This window comes from Curvibacter sp. APW13, from assembly GCF_032337135.1.
In the GTDB taxonomy this organism is placed as follows: domain Bacteria; phylum Pseudomonadota; class Gammaproteobacteria; order Burkholderiales; family Burkholderiaceae_C; genus Allorhodoferax.
In genome coordinates this window covers 120,198-137,278 of sequence record NZ_JAVXZZ010000001.1, presented here as the reverse complement: position 1 = coordinate 137,278, position 17,081 = coordinate 120,198, and the positions used below count along the sequence as shown (strand labels likewise).

Here is a 17,081-nt window from a genome sequence, read left to right as displayed (position 1 = left end):
GTGGGGGCACGGATTGCGCGCCGGGCCGCCCCAAGCGCAATCACGTCCCCTTGGGGGGCAGCGACCCGCGCAGCGGCGGAGCGTGGGGGCACAATCTACCCCCATGACCGATCCCCGAAATACCCTGCTGCTGGTCGATGGCTCCAGCTACCTGTACCGTGCCTTCTTTGCCGGCGGCGACAACATGAGCACGACGCTGCCCGACGGCACCGTACAGAAGACCGGGGCCATCCGCATCATGATCAACATGATGAACAGCCTGCGCAAGGAATACCCGGCTGCCTATGCAGCCTGCGTGTTCGACGCCAAGGGGCCGACCTTCCGCGATGCCATCTACCCCCAGTACAAGGCGCACCGCGACCCCATGCCCGACGACCTGCGCAGCCAGATAGCCCCGATCCACGAGATCGTGCGCCACCTGGGCTGGAAGGTGCTGGACGTGCCGGGCGTGGAAGCCGACGACGTGATCGGCACCCTGGCCGTGACGGCGGCGCAGCAGGGCATGGACGTGGTCATCAGCAGCGGCGACAAGGACCTGGCCCAACTGGTGACGGAGCGCATCGTCATCATCGACACCATGAACGGCAAGCGCCGCGACTTGGCCGGTGTGCAGGCTGAGTTCGGCGTGCCCGCGAGCCTGATGCTGGACTACCAGACCTTGGTGGGCGACACCGTGGACAACGTCCCCGGCGTGGAGAAGGTCGGGCCCAAGACAGCAGCCAAATGGCTGGCGGAGTACGGCTCGCTGCAGGGGGTGGTGGCCAACGCAGCCAACATCAAGGGCGTGGCCGGCGAGAACCTGCGCAAGGCACTGGACTGGCTACCGACCGGGCAGCAGTTGCTGAGGATCAAGACCGACTGCGATCTGGCGGGGTGGGTGGATGGCTTGCCCGCTATGGATTCCGTAGCTGCTCACGCAGGGGATATGCGGGCTCAGCACGATTTTTATTTGAAGTATGGGTTCAAGGGCTTGGCCAAGACGGTGGAGTCGCAGCTAGCGGGTGGGGCACCAGCGGCCGACACCACGGCGGCCCCGGGGGCGGTTGCAGTACCGCAACCCGCCACCGACGACCTGTTCGGCGGTGCCGAGGCCACGTCGAGTGTGCGAGGAGCCGTGCAGTACACCACCGTGCTGGACTGGGCAGCGTTCGATGCGCTGCTGGCCCAGATCGACGCCGCTGCCCTCACGGCACTCGACACCGAAACCAATAACCTGGACGAGATGCGGGCCGAGATCGTTGGCATCTCCTTTAGCACCTTACCGGGCCAAGCCAGTTACCTGCCGTTGGCGCACAGCTACCCGGGCGCTCCGGCCCAGTTGCCGCGTGACGAGGTGCTGGCACGCCTGAAGCCCTGGCTGGAAAACCCGCACAAGCCGAAGCTGGGTCAGCACGTGAAGTACGACCGCCATGTGTTTGCCAACCACGGCATCGAGGTGCGCGGCTACGCCCATGACACCATGCTGCAGAGCTACGTGCTCGAAGTGCACAAGCCCCATGGCCTGGAGAGCCTGGCACAGCGCCATGTGGGGCGCAAGGGGCTGAGCTTCGAAGACCTGTGCGGCAAGGGCGCGCACCAGATCACCATCGACCAGGTGGACATCGAGCGCGTGGCGCAGTACGCCTGCGAAGATGCCGACATGACGCTGGATGTGCACCTGGCACTGTGGCCGCGCATCGAGCTTGACGCCAAGCTGCGCTTCATCTACGAGCTCGAAGTTGCCAGCAGCGAGGCGCTGTACCGCATCGAGCGCAATGGCGTGCTCATCGACGCCGCCACGCTCAGCGCACAAAGCCACGAGTTGGGGCAGCGGATATTGCAACTGGAGCAGGACGCCTATGCCATTGCCGGACAGCCGTTCAACCTGGCCAGCCCGAAGCAGCTTGGCGAAATCTTCTTCGACAAGCTGGGCATGCCCGTGGTCAAGAAAACCGCCACGGGTGCGCGCAGCACCGACGAGGAAGTACTGGAAAAGCTGGCCGAAGACTATCCACTGCCCGCCAAGCTGCTGGAACACCGCAGCCTCTCCAAGCTCAAGGGCACCTACACCGACAAGCTGGCGCAACTGGCCCTGCCGCGCACCGGGCGCGTGCACACCCACTACGCGCAGGCCGTGGCCGTGACTGGGCGGCTGTCGAGCAACGACCCGAACCTGCAGAACATTCCGATCCGCACGGCCGAGGGCCGGCGTGTGCGCGAGGCCTTTGTGGCCCCTGCGGGCAGCGTCATCGCCAGCGCCGATTACTCGCAGATCGAACTGCGCATCATGGCGCACCTCAGTGGCGACGAGGCCCTGCTGCGTGCTTTCCGGGAAGGCCACGACGTGCACCGCGCCACGGCGGCCGAGGTGTTCGGGTTGGAGTTGGATGCCGTGAGCAGCGAACAGCGCCGCTATGCCAAGGTCATCAACTTCGGGCTCATCTATGGCATGAGTGCCTTTGGTCTGGCACGCAGCTTAGGGATAGACAACACGGCGGCCAAGAACTTCATCACGCGCTATTTCGAGCGCTACCCTGGCGTGAAGACCTACATGGAAACGACCCGGGCCACGGCCCGTGCCCAAGGCTATGTGGAAACCGTGTTTGGCCGGCGCTTGCAGATGGCCGGCATCCAGACCGCCAAGGGCGCGCTGCTGGCGGGGCTGGAGCGTGCCGCCATCAACGCGCCCATGCAGGGCACCGCGGCCGACCTGATCAAGCTGGCCATGGTGGCGGTGCAGAAGGCGCTCGACGATGCGGGCAAGGCCACCCGCGTCATCATGCAGGTGCATGACGAACTGGTGTTCGAGGTACCGCAAGCGGAAGTGGATTGGGTACGTACCGAAGTGCCGCGCCTGATGGCTTCGGTGGCGTCGTTGAATGTACCGCTGGTGGCTGAAGTGGGCGTTGGGGCCAACTGGGAGAAGGCGCACTGATTGCGCCTTGGCGCAGACACAGCGGGCGCAGCAGCCAATCGGCGTTTTCTGCCTCGGCTTGATCAGGGTAAACACAGGGGTTGGCAGCACTTGCAAACCGCTGGGGCCGGAGTAGCATGTGATTGGCGCCTGTGGTCAGGCGCGCTACCCCGGAGGCTTCTGTGCAATTGAATGTAAAACAACGTCTGTTGGTGGGGTTCGGTGGCTTGCTGGTGTTGTTGGCCACTGTCACCGTGGTGGGTCAAAAGCAGCTCGCGACGATCCAGCATTTCAATACCGAACTCGATGAGCGCGCCTTTCGGCTCTCACTGGCCGGAGATTGGGCGACACAGATCAAGGTGGCCGTGGCAGCCAAGTCTGCCGTGCCTTCACTCGACAGCGAGGCCGTCAAGAAGCTCGGTGGCCTGATCAAGGCGGACGAGGAGAAGCAGGCGCTCGACGCCGCCCTGCGCTCGCATACGGCGACTCCCGAGGAACACAGCAAGGCTGTGGACGCGTTCAACGGAAAACTGGTGTCGCTGCAGATCAGTGACAGCAAGCAGTTGCAGGCAGCACTGGATCGGGCAGTAACCACCATCTGGGCCTGCCTGGTCGTCGGCATCGTCTTTGGCGTGGTGATGGCCCTGCGCATTGCCAAGAGCATCGTGCAGCCGCTGACGCGGGCCATCGCCGTGACCGAAAAGGTCGCGTCCGGGGATCTGACCGACAGCATCGACGTGACCCGCAGTGACGAAGTGGGGCAAATGCTGGCGGCCCTGGCCAAGATGCAGGGCAACCTGTCCAAACTGGTTACCGACGTAAGGCATGGGTCGGAGAGCGTGGCCACGGCCAGCACCGAGATTGCCCAGGGCAACAATGACCTGTCCATTCGTACGGAACAACAGGCCAGTGCCTTGCAGACCACGGCGAGTTCCATGGCGGAGCTCAATTCCACGGTGCGCCAGAACGCCGATTCGGCGCGTCAGGCTAACCAGTTGGCCATGACGGCTTCCACGGTGGCCGTGCGTGGTGGCGATGTCGTGGGCCAGGTCGTGGAGACCATGAAGGACATCAACGACTCCTCGCGCAAGATCGGTGACATCATTTCCGTCATCGACGGTATTGCCTTCCAGACCAATATCCTGGCCCTCAACGCCGCCGTGGAAGCGGCGCGTGCCGGAGAACAGGGCCGCGGCTTTGCCGTGGTGGCCTCCGAAGTACGTGCCCTGGCCGGACGCAGTGCCGAAGCCGCCAAGGAAATCAAGGCCCTCATCACCGCCAGTGTGGAAAAGGTCGAACACGGCACCACCCTGGTGGACCAGGCGGGTGAGACCATGACCGAAGTGGTGGCCTCGATTCGCCGCGTGACCGACATCATGGGCGAGATCAGCGCCGCGTCGGAAGAGCAGAGCGCGCGCGTGGCGCAGGTGGGTGAGGCTGCCCAGCAGATGGACCACACCACCCAGCAGAATGCCGCACTGGTAGAGGAAATGGCGGCAGCGGCATCGAGCCTGAAATCGCAGGCGCAGGATCTGGTGCAGATCGTGGCCGCCTTCAAGGTGCATGCCACCGGCAATTTCGGCGGCGTGACGCAGGCGCGGGTGCGCTCGGCAGCGCCACCCGCCAAGCCTTTCGCGGGGACGGATCGCCGCACCACGGGGGTGTCGCAGGGGGCGGCGGCGCGCAAGCCAGCCGCCACCGCGGCACCGGCCAAGCTGGCCGCAGCCCCAGTAGCAGCCGCCAAGAAGTCCAGCGCAGCGCAGGACGATGACTGGGAAACGTTCTAGCCCCCGTCCCAGGGGCTTCTCACTCGGTTGAGGAGAATCAACATGAAAAAACTGCCAATCGCCACCAAACTGTGGCTCTTCATGTTCGCCGTCATCGCTCTGATCGCGTCGGTGGCCATCTTCGGCTTGATGCGCAGTGCCAGCATCCTGGCCGAGGGGCGGGCGCGCCAGGCGGTTTCCGTCGAGCTGGTCCAGATCACCACCGAGTGGGCGGGCCTGACGCAGACCAATGCCGCCCGCAATCAGGCGATTCTGCTGAGCGAAGGCTCAACCCTGGAAGAAGCGTTCAAAGACGCTGTCGCCGCGACCAGCGCGCAGATCGGCGAGTTCCAGAAGAAGATTGAGGCCATGCCCTTGACCGAGGCCGACAAGGCGCAGATGAAGAAGATTGGGGACCTGCGCCAAAAGGTGATTAACCTGCGCACCAAAGCTCGCGAGGCCAAGAAGGCTGGCAATGCCGAAGTGGCGATGCAGGTCCTCAAAGCCGACTATCTGCCAGCCATGGCCCAGTACGTGGCGGCGCAGAAGGAGATGGTGGAATTGCAGAAAGCGAACAGCGCGGCGGTGGCTACCGAAACCGAGGATCGCCGACGTGCCAACGCGATCATCATGATCATCGGGCTGGTATTGGTCGTTGTGCTCGTGGCGGTTGGCACCCTGTGGATGGTGCGATCCATCCGCATTCCGCTGGAGCAGGCCAACCATGTGGCGCAGCGCATTGCACAGGGCGATCTGAGCGCCACCATCACCAACGACCGCCACGATGAATTCGGCCAACTGCTCAGCTCGTTGCAGCACATGAACGAGTCACTCGGGCGCATGGTCACCGAGGTGCGCGACAGCACCGAGAGCATTGCCGGGGCCAGCTCCGAAATTGCCCAGGGCAATGCCGACTTGGCCCACCGCACCGAGCAGACATCGGCCAACCTGCAGGCCACGGCCTCCAGCATGGAGCACCTGACCGGCACCGTGCAGCACAGTACCGACAACGCGCGCCAGGCCAGCCAGTTGGCGACCAGTGCCTCTACCGTAGCCCAGCGGGGGGGCGAAGTGGTCACCGAAGTTGTGCGCACCATGCAGGAGATCGATGCCAGCAGCAAGAAGATCTCCGACATCATTTCCGTCATCGATGGCATTGCGTTCCAGACCAACATCCTGGCCCTCAACGCCGCCGTGGAAGCGGCGCGCGCCGGTGAGCAGGGGCGTGGCTTTGCGGTGGTTGCCAGTGAAGTGCGTGCGCTGGCCGGACGCTCGGCCGAGGCCGCCAAGGAGATCAAGGCACTCATTGCCCAGTCGGTTGAGAAGGTTGAGTCCGGTACCAGCTATGTGACCCAGGCCGGCAGCACCATGGAGGAAATCGTGCAGTCGGTGCGCCGCGTGGCCGATGTCATCGGCGAGATCACCGCGGCTGCCAACGAGCAGAACAGCGGCATTGCCTCCGTCAACCAGTCGATTGGTGATCTGGACCAGATGACGCAGCAGAACGCCGCCCTGGTGGAGCAAAGTGCCGCCGCAGCCGAAAGTCTGCGCGAGCAGGCCGACCGGCTCAAGCAGGCCGTGGCGGTGTTCAAGGTGGGGGGTAGCGCGGGCACCTTGGCCCTGCCTCACCACTGAGTCAGGTGGGCACTGGCCGCTCCTGCAAGCCCGCCGACAACAAGGGTTTCCCAGTTGCGCTAGATTGGCGCGTGGCATTGCGCCACCAGCAACCCAATGACCAGGAGACAGTACCCATGTACGAGGAAATGAAGCGAGATATCGATTCCCTGCTGCCCGGCTCCGCCGCTGGCGAAGCCACCCGCCGCGATGTGATGCGCACGGTGGTTGGCGTTGGATTTGCGGCATCGGTCTTGCCAGTCAGTGCCCAGACAGTCATCAAGACTTCGACCGATGGCTTGACTGCAGGTACCGAGATTTTCGATGTGGACGGCGCCACGGTGCCGTTCTACTACGCCATGCCCGAGGGCAAGAAGAACCTGCCTGTCATTCTGGTCATCCAGGAAATCTTCGGTGTCCATGAGCACATCGCCGACGTCTGCCGTCGATTTGCCAAGGCCGGCTACCTGGCCATTGCGCCGGAGCTCTATGCGCGCCAGGGTGACCCGTCCAAGTACACCGACATTCCCAAGCTGCAGGCCGAGATCGTCTCCAAGGTGCCCGATGCCCAGGTCATGGGCGATCTGGACGCGGCAGTGGCCTGGGCTGAAGCCAATGGTGGCAACACCAAGAAGCTGGGCATTACCGGTTTCTGCTGGGGCGGGCGCATCACCTGGCTCTACTGCGCGCACAACAAGGGCGTGAAGGCCGGTGTCGCCTGGTACGGTCGCCTGGTGGGGACCAATTCGGAAAACAGCCCCAAGCACCCGGTGCAACTGGCCGGCGACCTGAAGGCGCCGGTGCTGGGCCTGTATGGCGGTCAGGACGGTGGCATCCCATTGACCACCGTGAACGAAATGAAGGAAGCGCTGGCTGCCGCAGCCGCCAAGGGCAACAAGGCCGCTAAGGCCAGCGAGTTCGTGGTGTTCCGCGATGCACCGCATGCCTTCCACGCCGATTACCGCCCCAGCTACCGCCAGGAGGCGGCGCAGGAGGGCTGGAGCCGCGCCCTGGCATGGTTCAAGAGCCACGGCGTCTGATGGCGCCTCTGGCACAATGACACCCAAGGCCGCCTGTTGGCGGCCTTCGTCTTTGGCCTCCTTGTTGTTTGAAAACCGGTGTTGGACCCGGTGAATATTGCGTAGATAGCTATGACATTGATAGCAATTCTGGTCGGAACCCTGCTAGCTGGCATTGGCAGCGTGTGGGTTGCTGCCGCGCTCAGTTTCGGCGCCCTGGCGCGCTACACCCAGCACATGCTCAGCATGGCGGCCGGCGCCCTGTTGGCCACGGCCTTCCTGCACCTGCTGCCGGAAGCGTTCGAAAGCGAAGCCGGTGCCCACGACCTGTTCCTGACCCTGCTGCTGGGGGTGCTGTTCTTCTTCCTGCTCGACAAGGCCGAGTTGTGGCACCACGGCCATGAACACCACCATGGGCCGGATGGCGCGCACGATCATGACCACGACCACCATGACCACGGGCACCACCATGGCGTGCCCGGTGCCTGGTCGGTGCTTACCGGCGACAGTGTCCACTGCTTTGGCGATGGCGTGCTGATCGCCTCGGCCTTCATGGCCGACCTGCGCCTGGGCGCCCTGGCGGCGCTGGCGGTGCTGGCGCACGAAGTGCCGCACCACATGGGCGACCTGGCGGTGCTGCGCACGGGCGCATCGAACCGGCGCATGGCACTGGTCAAGGTTTCACTGGCCGGTGCCGTGACGGCCCTGGGTGGGGTGGCGGGTTTCTGGCTGCTGGAGCGGCTGCAGGACTACCTGCCGTACTTTCTGGCGGTGGCGTCGAGCAGCTTCATCTATGTGGCGCTGGCCGACCTGATTCCGCAGCTGCAGAAGCGCCTGACGACCCGACAGACCGCCGCCCAACTGGCTTGGCTGGCGGTGGGCATTGCCATGGTCTCGCTGGTCAGCGGCCTGGGGCATGGCCACTGATGCGCTTGCCTGCCGGTGTAAACGCCGGGTAAAAATGGGCTGTCCGTTCTGGGATTTGGTCAAAAGTTGATTTTTGGCAAGAACGCCGTCAGCCGCTGCGGGCACACTACCCCCGGTAGCAGGGTGCAGGGCAATGACAATCCAGGATTTCATGGCGGGAGACCACCGCTTTTGTGACAGTTTCTACGCATCGGCGCAAGACGCCGTGCAGGCGCAGCAGTGGGACGAGGCCCTGGCGCAGTTCGGGCGATTCACCGGCCTGGTGCACCAGCATTTCTGTGCCGAAGAGCATGTGCTGTTCCCTGCGTTCGAGGAAGCCACCGGCATGACCCAGGGACCGACCCAGGTCATGCGCCATGAGCACGAGCAGCTGCGCCAGCTCATGCAAGCTGCCATCGATGCACTGCGCAGCCGTGACGCCGACGAGTTCGATGGCCATGCAGAAACCCTGTTCCTGATGCTGCAGCAGCACAACGCCAAGGAAGAAGGGGTGCTGTACCCGATGTGTGACCAGCGTCTGGGCGCACAGCACGGTGCCGTGCACGAACAGTTGCAGGCCCGCATTCCCCCTTCGCTGGAGTGAGTTCCCATGACCGACGCGCCCAAGCCCCCCGAGCATGTCATCGACGCCCGCACCTGGGAGCCGCCCGAGCCCTTCGTGGCGACCATGGACGCGCTGGACGCCATGCAGCCGCATGAGCGCGTGCTGCTGATCCTGAACCGTGAACCCCACCCGCTGTACCGCGCACTGCTCAAGCAGGGCTACCAGTACCAGACCACCTTCAACGACGCAACGGGCTTCGAGATCCTGATCTGGCGCGAGGCGGTCTGATGGCGGCGGTGTCGCTGGATGCGGCGCCGCCGCTCGATGTTCCGCTGCGATTCCTGCTGACGGCGCCGCTCTTCTCAGCGCTGGTGGGGGTGCTCATGCTGTTCCAGGGCCCGTTCCTGTGGACCAGCCAATGGACGCCCGGTGCGCTGGGTGTCACCCACCTGATGACCCTGGGCCTGATGCTGTTCTCCATCGTCGGTGCATTGCTGCAAATGTTGCCAGTGATGTTGGGCGTAGGGGTAGCGCAGCCACGCCTGGTCGCTGGGGCAGTGCAGAGTGGGGTGGTGGGTGGCCTCTTGTGCCTGGAGTCTGCATTCCTGTGGCGTGTGGAGGGCGGCTTTGGTGGGGCGGCGGTGCTGCTGGGCACCGCGATCGGGGTGTTTGTGCTGGCCTGCGGCCATGCCTTGTGGCATGTGCCGCGGGGCAGCGCCACCGCCACGGGGCTGCGCTGGGCCCTGGTGGGGCTGGTGGCGGCCATCGTGTTGGGGGCCAGCATGGCGCTTGGGCTGGAGGGCTGGCTGCCGCTGCCCCTGTCCTTGCCACGCCTGGTCACCATGCACCTGGCTTGGGGTCTGCTGGGCTGGAATCTGGTCGTACTGGCTTCGGTGGCGCTGGTGGTGGTGCCCATGTTCCAGGTCACGCCCGCGTACCCGCGCTGGTTTGCGGTCGGGTTTCCCGGTGCCACGGTAGTGCTGCTGCTGGCCTGGAGCCTGGCCGAGTGGCAGCGCTGGAGCATTCTCTCCGATGTGCTCGGTGTCGCCGTGGCCATGGTGGCCGTGTGCTTTGCGCTGGTGACGCTGCGGCTGCATTGGCGCTCGCGCCGCGCCATGGCCGATGCCATCACGCGGCACTGGTGGGTAGGCCTGGGCAGCATGGTGTCTGCGGCCCTGGTCTGGGCCCTGGGGCGGGTGGCACCGCAATGGCTGCAGTGGACCGAATGGCCGGTGCTGGTGGGCACGCTGCTGCTCTTTGGCGGCTTCCTGTCGGTGCTGACTGGCATGTTCTACCGCATCGTGCCCTTTCTGGTGTGGATGCACCTGCAGGATCTGGGGCAGGGCCGCCTGCTGGCGCCCAACGTGCGCAAGCTGCTGCCGCAGGACCGTATCGAGGCACAGACCCGCGCCCACTGGGTGAGCCTGGCACTGCTGGTCGGTGCGGCCTGCTGGCCCACCGTGCTGGCCTACCCCGCGGGGGCAGCGTTGCTGGTGTCGCAGCTGTGGTTGGCGCACAACCTGTGGGGGGTGGTGCCGCTGTACCGTGCGCACTGCGCCAGGCTGGACGCCCTGGAGGCCAAAACCCCACTCGCAACAGGGCTTAGTTAAATCAATCGTTTGATTTAACTCGCTAGAATCGGCGCCATGACTGCCGATTCCCCACCTACAGGCCTCGCCAAGCTGCTCAATGGCTTGTGCACGGCTTCCGGCACGCCCTTGCGCAGTGACGGCGTTGAGGCCCGAAACCGCCTGCTGCGCGCCGCGCTGGCGCTGTTTGCCGCCAAGGGTTTTGCCAAGACCTCCACCCGCGAGATTGCGGCGGCTGCCGGGGTGAACATTGCCTCCATCAGCTACTACTTCGGCGACAAGGCCGGCTTGTACCGCACCGTCTACAACGACCCGCTGGACTGCGGCGCCCAAGGTTACGACCAGTTTGTCGACCCCGCGCTGACGCTGCGCGAGGCGCTGGGCCTGTACCTGCAGGGTTTTACCGACCCGCTGAAGGAAGGCGACCTGGCGCAGCAGCTGATGAAGCTGCATTTCCGCGAAATGCTGGAGCCCACCGGGCTGTGGCAGGAGCACATCCAGACCCAGATCGCCCCCATGCACCAGGGCCTGCTCGACGTGCTCGGCCGTACCCTGGGCGTGACCGAGGCCGACGACGACCTGCACCGCCTGGCCTTTTCCATCACGGCCTTGGGCATCCAGATGTTTGTGGGCGCTGACATCACCCGCGCCCTGCGTCCGGGGCTGGCCGACTCCAACGCTGCCATCGACACCACCCACCACCGCCTCACCGACTTCGCCCTGGCCATGGTCGAAGACGAGCGCCAACGCCGCCAAGCGGCCCGAACCCTATGAACAAACACCCTCTGCGTTTCCTGCGTGCGCCCGTGTGGGCGGCCACCTGCGCTGCCGTCCTCTCAGGCTGCGCCATCACCATGCCAGCGCCCAAAGTGGATGCCGAACCCGCGGCCCAGTGGCAGGCGCCGCTGCCCCATGGTGGCGCCGTGTCCGACCTGTCGCAGTGGTGGCAGGCCCAGGGCGATGCCACGCTGGTGGCCTTCATCGAAGCGGCCCAGCAGGTCAGCCCGGGCGTGGCCCAGGCGCTGGCGCGCATCGAGTCGGCACGCGCCAACCAGGCCCAGGCGCGCGGCACGCTGCTGCCGCAGGTGAATGCCCAGGTGGCGGCCCAGCGCGGCGTCAGCACCCCGGGCGTGCCCGTGGCCACCACGCTCACCGGCGGCCTGCAGGCCGCCTGGGAGCTGGACCTGGTGGGCGCTAACCGCGCCGTGAACAAGGCCGCACAAGACCAGGTGCAGGGCAGCCAGGCGCTGTGGCACGACGCCCGCGTGTCGGTGGCGGCCGAAGTGGCGAACGTGTACTACGGCGAACGCCACTGCCGCACCCAGTTGGAGCTCATGCGCAAGGACGCTGCTTCGCGTGCCGAGACTGCCAAGCTGGTGGGCATCAGTGCCAAGGCCGGTTTTGTCTCGGCCGGTGACAGCGCCCTGGCCCAGGGTGCCGCCGCCGACAGTGCCGCCCGCGTGACCCAACAGGCCACCAGCTGCGACATGAACATCAAGGCGCTGGTGGCGCTGACCGGATTGGCCGAGCCAGACGTACGGCAAAAAATGGCTGAAGCCCTCGCAAAACCTGCGCAGACAGCTCCTTTTTCCATAGCGGCGGTACCGGCCCAGACGGTGGCCCAGCGCCCCGACGTGTTTGCCGCCGAGCGCGATGTGGCCGTGGCCAGTGCCCAGGTGGGTGCAGCCAAGGCCCAGCGCTACCCGCGCCTGACGCTGCAGGGCTCCATCGGGGCGCTGCGCACCACGTCGTACGGGGTGGAAACCAATCTCGACACCTGGTCCTTCGGCCCGCTGGCGCTGACGCTGCCGATCTTCGACGGTGGCCAGCGCGTGGCCAACGTGGCGGCCGCCCAGGCCAACTACACCCAGGCCGTGTCGGTCTACAAGGCCCGGGTGCGCAACGCCGTGCGCGAGGTGGAGGAAGCCCTGCTCACACTGCAGAGCACCGCCGCACGCAAGGCCGATGTGGACACGGCCGTGGCCGGCTTCACCCAGTCGCTCTCCGCCACGCAGACCCGACATGCCCAAGGGCTGGCCAGCCTGATGGAACTGGAAGACGCACGCCGCCAGGCGCTCTCCGCCCAGTCGGCCCAGGCCGCGCTGGACCTGGAGCGCCGTAGGGCCTGGATTGCCCTGTACCGCGCCTCGGGCGGCGGCTTCCAGGCCGACCGCTCTGAATGACACCCCCTCGAACCGAACACGCTTCTGAATGGACACCACCATGCAACGCACCACCTTTCACCTCGCCACCCCCCGCGCACTGGCCAGCACGCTCGCCGTAGCGGCTGCCCTGGGTCTGTGGACTGCCAACGCCGCGGCGGCCGATGCCGCCAAACCCGCGGCCGCACCCCGTGCCGCGCTCACCGTGAGCACGGTGCAGCCGCAAAGCGCCCAGCTCACCGTGGCGCTGGCCGCCAACGGCAGCATTGCCGCCTGGCAGGAGGCCAGCATCGGCTCCGAGGCCAATGGCCTGCGCGTGGCCGAACTGCACGCCGCCGTGGGCGACACGGTGCAGAAGGGCCAGCTGCTGGTGAGCTTTGCCCAGGAAACGGTGCAGGCCGACGTGGCCCTGGCCCGCGCCGCACTGGCCGAGGCCCAGGCCGTGGTGGCCGAGGCGCAGGCCAACGCCGACCGCGCCCGGGCCGTGCAGGACAGCGGCGCACTGAGCGCCCAGCAGGTGGGCCAGTACCTGAGCAGTGAAGCCACGGCCAAGGCGCGGGTCGCCTCTGCCCAGGCCCAGCTCGATGCCCAGCTGCTGCGCCTGAAGAACACCCAGGTACACGCCCCCGACAGCGGCGTCATCTCGGCGCGCAACGCCACCGTGGGTGCCGTGGTGGGCGCGGGCATGGAGCTGTACCGCATCATCCGCCAGGGCCGCCTGGAGTGGCGCGGCGAGGTGACGGCGGCCGAGCTCGCGCGCATCGCCCCCGGAACCGCGGTGACGGTCACCGCCGCGGGCGGGGCCCAGGCCAAGGGCCGCGTGCGCATGGTGGCCCCCACGGTGGACGCCCAGACCCGCAACGGTCTGGTCTACGTGGACCTGCCGGCCGCCAAGGGCTTCAAGCCGGGCATGTTTGCCCGCGGCGAGTTTGCCCTGGGGGCCTCGGGCGCCCTGACCGTGCCGCAGACCGCCGTGGTGGTGCGCGACGGTTTCAGCTACGTCTACAAGGTGGGCGCCGACAGCAAGGTCAAGCAAGTGAAGGTGCAGACCGGGCGCGTGGCCGGCGATCAGCTCGAAGTACTCAGTGGTGTGACCGCCCAGGACAAGCTCGTGGCCAGTGGGGGCAGCTTCCTGAGCGACGGCGACCTGGTGAAGGTCGTCGATTCAGGGCAAAAACAGCCGGTAGCCCCCGCAAACACTGCGCAACCAGCTACGAAATAAGGAGCGACTTGCCATGAACACGTGCTCCCAAAGCCGGAACAGATCCGGAGGTAAGCCATGAATTTTTCCGCCTGGTCGATCAAGAACCCCATCCCCGCCATCATGCTGTTCGTGCTGCTGACGGTGGCCGGGCTGGTGTCGTTCAAGTCCATGAAGGTGCAGCAGTTCCCGGACCTGGAAATGCCCATGGTCACGGTCTCGGCCGCGCTGCCGGGGGCCGCCCCGGCGCAGCTGGAAACCGAGGTGGCGCGCAAGCTGGAAAACGCCATTGCGCCGCTGCAGGGTCTGAAGAACATCTACACCAACGTTTCCGACGGCCTGGTCTCCATCACGGTCGAATTCCGCCTGGAAAAGCCCACGCAGGAAGCCGTGGACGATGTGCGCAGTGCAGTGCAGAGCGTGCGCAGCGACCTGCCCAGCGACCTGCGCGACCCCATCGTCGGCAAGATCAGCTTCTCGGCCCAGCCGGTGCTGGCCTTCACCGTGAACTCGGCCCAGATGGACGAGGAGGCCTTGAGCTGGTTCGTGGACAACACCATTGCCCGCACCCTGCTGGGCGTGAAGGGCGTGGGCGCCGTGGCCCGTGTGGGCGGCGTGAACCGCGAAGTGCAGGTGGCACTGGACCCGGTGAAGTTGCAAAGCCTGGGTGCTACCGCGGCCGACGTGTCGCGCCAGCTGCGCCAGGTGCAGACCGAAAGCGCCGGTGGCCGCGCCGACCTGGGCGGCAGCGAGCAGCCCATGCGCACCCTGGCCACCGTGGCTACCGTGGACGAGTTGCGGCAGCTGGAGCTGAGCCTGCCCTCGGGCAAGTCCGTGCGCCTGGACGAACTCGCCAGCGTGACGGACACCGTGGCCGAGCCGCGCAGCGTAGCCATGCTCAACGGCAAGCGCGTGGTCGGCTTCGAGGTGAGCCGCAGCAAGGGCGCTTCCGAAATCGAAGTGGGGGCAGGGGTGCAGAAGGCCCTTGACGCCCTCAAGGCCCAGCACCCCGACCTGGAGCTGACGCAAGCCTTCGACTTCGTGACCCCGGTGCAGGAGGAGTTCGACGCCTCCATGACCATGCTGTACGAGGGCGCCTTGCTGGCGGTGATCGTGGTGTGGTTCTTCCTGCGCAGCTGGCGTGCCACTTTCGTCTCCGCCGTGGCATTGCCGCTGTCGGCCATTCCGGCCTTCATCGGCATGCACTACATGGGCTTCACCACCAACATCGTGACCCTGCTGGCGCTCTCGCTGGTCATCGGCATCCTGGTAGACGACGCCATCGTGGAAGTGGAAAACATCGAACGCCACCTGCGCATGGGCAAGACGCCCTACCAGGCCGCCATGGAAGCGGCCGACGAGATCGGCCTGGCGGTGATTGCCACCACCTTCGCGCTGATTGCGGTGTTCCTGCCCACGGCCTTCATGGACGGCATCGTCGGCAAGTTCTTCAAGCAGTTTGGCTGGACGGCAGTGTTCGCCATCTTCGCCTCGCTGCTGGTGGCGCGCCTGCTCACGCCCATGATGGCGGCCTACATCCTCAAGCCCTCCACCCACGTGCACGAGGAGCCGGTGTGGATGCCGCTGTACCTGAAGATCACGCGCTGGACACTGAGCCACCGCTGGATCACCGTGGCCCTGGCGATTGCCTTCTTCGTCGGCTCCATCTTCCTGGTGCCGCTCATTCCCTCGGGCTTCATCCCGCCGGACGACAACTCGCAGACCCAGGTCTATCTGGAACTGCCCCCGGGCAGCACGCTGAAACAGACGCGGGATGCAGCCGAGCAGGCCCGCACCCTGCTGGGCGGCGTGAAGCACGTGGCCAGTGTCTACACCACCATCGGCGGCGGCACTGCGGGTACCGACCCCATGGCCGGCAGCGTGCCCGAGGTGCGCAAGGCCACGCTCACCATCACGCTCGACCCGCGCGGCGAGCGGCCACGCAAGCAGGGCATCGAGGCCGACATGCGCACTGCCCTGTCCAACCTGCCCGGCGTGCGCTTCAAGGTGGGCCTGGGCGGCAATGGCGAGAAGTACCTCATGGTGCTCAAGAGCGACGACCCGCGCGCACTCTCGCAAGCTGCCGCCGCGGTGGAGCGCGACCTGCGCACCATTCCCGGCATCGGCAACATCTCGTCCACGGCCAGCCTCACGCGCGCCGAGGTCAGCATCCGGCCCGACTTTGCCAAGGCCGCCGATCTGGGCGTGACCAGTGCCGCCATAGCCGAGACCCTGCGCGTGGCCACGGTGGGTGACTACGAAGCCGCATTGCCGAAGCTGAACCTGAGCCAGCGCCAGGTGCCCATCGTGGTGAAGCTCGACACCGCTGCCCGCAAGGACCTGGAGCTGCTGGGCCGCCTGACCGTGCCCGGCACCAAAGGCCCGGTCATGCTCAGCCAGGTGGCCACGCTGGAAATGTCCGGTGGGCCCGCCGTGGTGAGCCGCATGAACCGCGTGCGCAACGTCAACTTCGAGGTGGAGCTTTCCGGCAAACCCCTGGGTGAGCTGACCGCCGCCGTTGCCCAGCTGCCCAGCATCCGCAACCTGCCTGCCGGTGTGCAGCAGGTGGAAGTGGGCGACGCCGAAGTGCAGGCCGAAATGGTGGCGGGCTTTGGCATGGCCATGCTGACCGGCGTGCTCTGCATCTACATCGTGCTGGTGCTGCTGTTCCGCGACTTTGTGCACCCCATCACCATCGTGCCCTCGCTCATCCTGTCCTTCGGCGGGGCCTTCGTGGCGCTGCTGGTGTCGGGCAAGATGCTCTCCATGCCCTCGTTCATCGGGCTCATCATGCTCATCGGGGTGTCCACCAAGAACTCCATCCTGCTGGTGGACTACGCCATCATGGCGCGGCGCGACTACGGCATGAGCCGCTTCGATGCCCTCATCGACGCCTGCCACAAGCGCGCCCGCCCCATCATCATGACCACCATCGCCATGGTGGCCGGCATGGTGCCGCTGGTGGTGGGCATGGGTCACGCCGACAACAGCTTCCGCGCCCCCATGGCCGCAGCGGTAATCGGCGGCCTCATCACCTCCACCATCCTGAGCCTGCTGGTAACCCCAAGCTTCTTCACCATCGTCGACGACATCGAACACTTCTTCGCCGTGGCCAAGGCCAAGGTGATGGGGTTGGCGCAACGGGTGGTTCCGCAGAAGGGGACGGTTGGGGGTTAAATCTGGCTGTAGCCCGCATGTGAATTGCGCAAGCCGCTACGGAAAACGTAGCGGCTTGTTTTTTGCGCTTTCGGATAATCGGTAGAGCGGCACTACTTGCGATGGCGCCTCGCTGGGCAGGTTCCGACCCAAAGCAGAAGTCTGGGCCAACAAAATTAGTGCCTGGAAGCGCTCACATTTAACGCTGGG

At 65.9% G+C, this 17,081-nt stretch carries 12 protein-coding genes; all 12 read left to right on the top strand.

Translation table 11 applies throughout. The annotated features are described in order from the left end of the window. Positions 1–103 precede the first annotated feature (103 nt). Positions 104–2,914: a DNA polymerase I gene (gene polA, locus RQP54_RS00585; protein WP_315676139.1), complete on the top strand. Its 2,811-nt coding sequence runs from the start codon at positions 104–106 to the stop codon at positions 2,912–2,914. 161 nt (positions 2,915–3,075) lie between these two features. Beyond that, positions 3,076–4,680 carry a methyl-accepting chemotaxis protein gene (locus RQP54_RS00580; RefSeq protein WP_315676138.1) on the top strand — a complete coding sequence of 535 codons (1,605 nt, stop codon included), beginning with the start codon at positions 3,076–3,078 and terminating at the stop codon, positions 4,678–4,680. A 42-nt stretch (positions 4,681–4,722) separates the two neighbouring features. Further along, the gene (locus tag RQP54_RS00575) at positions 4,723–6,294 is read left to right on the top strand and encodes a methyl-accepting chemotaxis protein (protein WP_315676137.1); all 1,572 of its coding nucleotides are present in this window, start codon (positions 4,723–4,725) and stop codon (positions 6,292–6,294) included. A gap of 116 nt (positions 6,295–6,410) precedes the next feature. Further along, the gene (locus tag RQP54_RS00570; RefSeq protein WP_315676136.1) at positions 6,411–7,313 is read left to right on the top strand and encodes a dienelactone hydrolase family protein; all 903 of its coding nucleotides are present in this window, start codon (positions 6,411–6,413) and stop codon (positions 7,311–7,313) included. A gap of 111 nt (positions 7,314–7,424) precedes the next feature. After that, complete coding sequence (locus tag RQP54_RS00565) at positions 7,425–8,219, top strand: ZIP family metal transporter (protein ID WP_315676135.1); 795 nt, start codon at positions 7,425–7,427, stop codon at positions 8,217–8,219. 133 nt (positions 8,220–8,352) lie between these two features. Beyond that, entirely contained in the window at positions 8,353–8,802 is a 450-nt protein-coding gene (locus RQP54_RS00560; protein ID WP_315676134.1) for a hemerythrin domain-containing protein, read from the top strand. Positions 8,803–8,808: 6 nt separating this feature from the next. Next, positions 8,809–9,051, top strand: a complete 243-nt coding sequence (locus RQP54_RS00555) for a DUF2249 domain-containing protein (protein ID WP_315676133.1) — start codon at positions 8,809–8,811, stop codon at positions 9,049–9,051. After that, complete coding sequence (locus tag RQP54_RS00550) at positions 9,051–10,373, top strand: hypothetical protein (RefSeq protein WP_315676132.1); 1,323 nt, start codon at positions 9,051–9,053, stop codon at positions 10,371–10,373. Before RQP54_RS00555 ends, RQP54_RS00550 begins: the two co-directional genes overlap by 1 nt. Positions 10,374–10,409: 36 nt before the next feature. After that, complete coding sequence (locus RQP54_RS00545) at positions 10,410–11,126, top strand: CerR family C-terminal domain-containing protein (RefSeq protein WP_315676131.1); 717 nt, start codon at positions 10,410–10,412, stop codon at positions 11,124–11,126. Then, entirely contained in the window at positions 11,123–12,535 is a 1,413-nt protein-coding gene (locus tag RQP54_RS00540) for an efflux transporter outer membrane subunit (protein ID WP_315676130.1), read from the top strand. The genes RQP54_RS00545 and RQP54_RS00540 overlap by 4 nt, the downstream gene beginning before the upstream one ends. Positions 12,536–12,575: 40 nt before the next feature. Continuing rightward, complete coding sequence (locus RQP54_RS00535) at positions 12,576–13,736, top strand: efflux RND transporter periplasmic adaptor subunit (protein ID WP_315676129.1); 1,161 nt, start codon at positions 12,576–12,578, stop codon at positions 13,734–13,736. 57 nt (positions 13,737–13,793) lie between these two features. Then, the gene (locus RQP54_RS00530) at positions 13,794–16,892 is read left to right on the top strand and encodes an efflux RND transporter permease subunit (protein ID WP_315676128.1); all 3,099 of its coding nucleotides are present in this window, start codon (positions 13,794–13,796) and stop codon (positions 16,890–16,892) included. Positions 16,893–17,081: the final 189 nt, after the last annotated feature.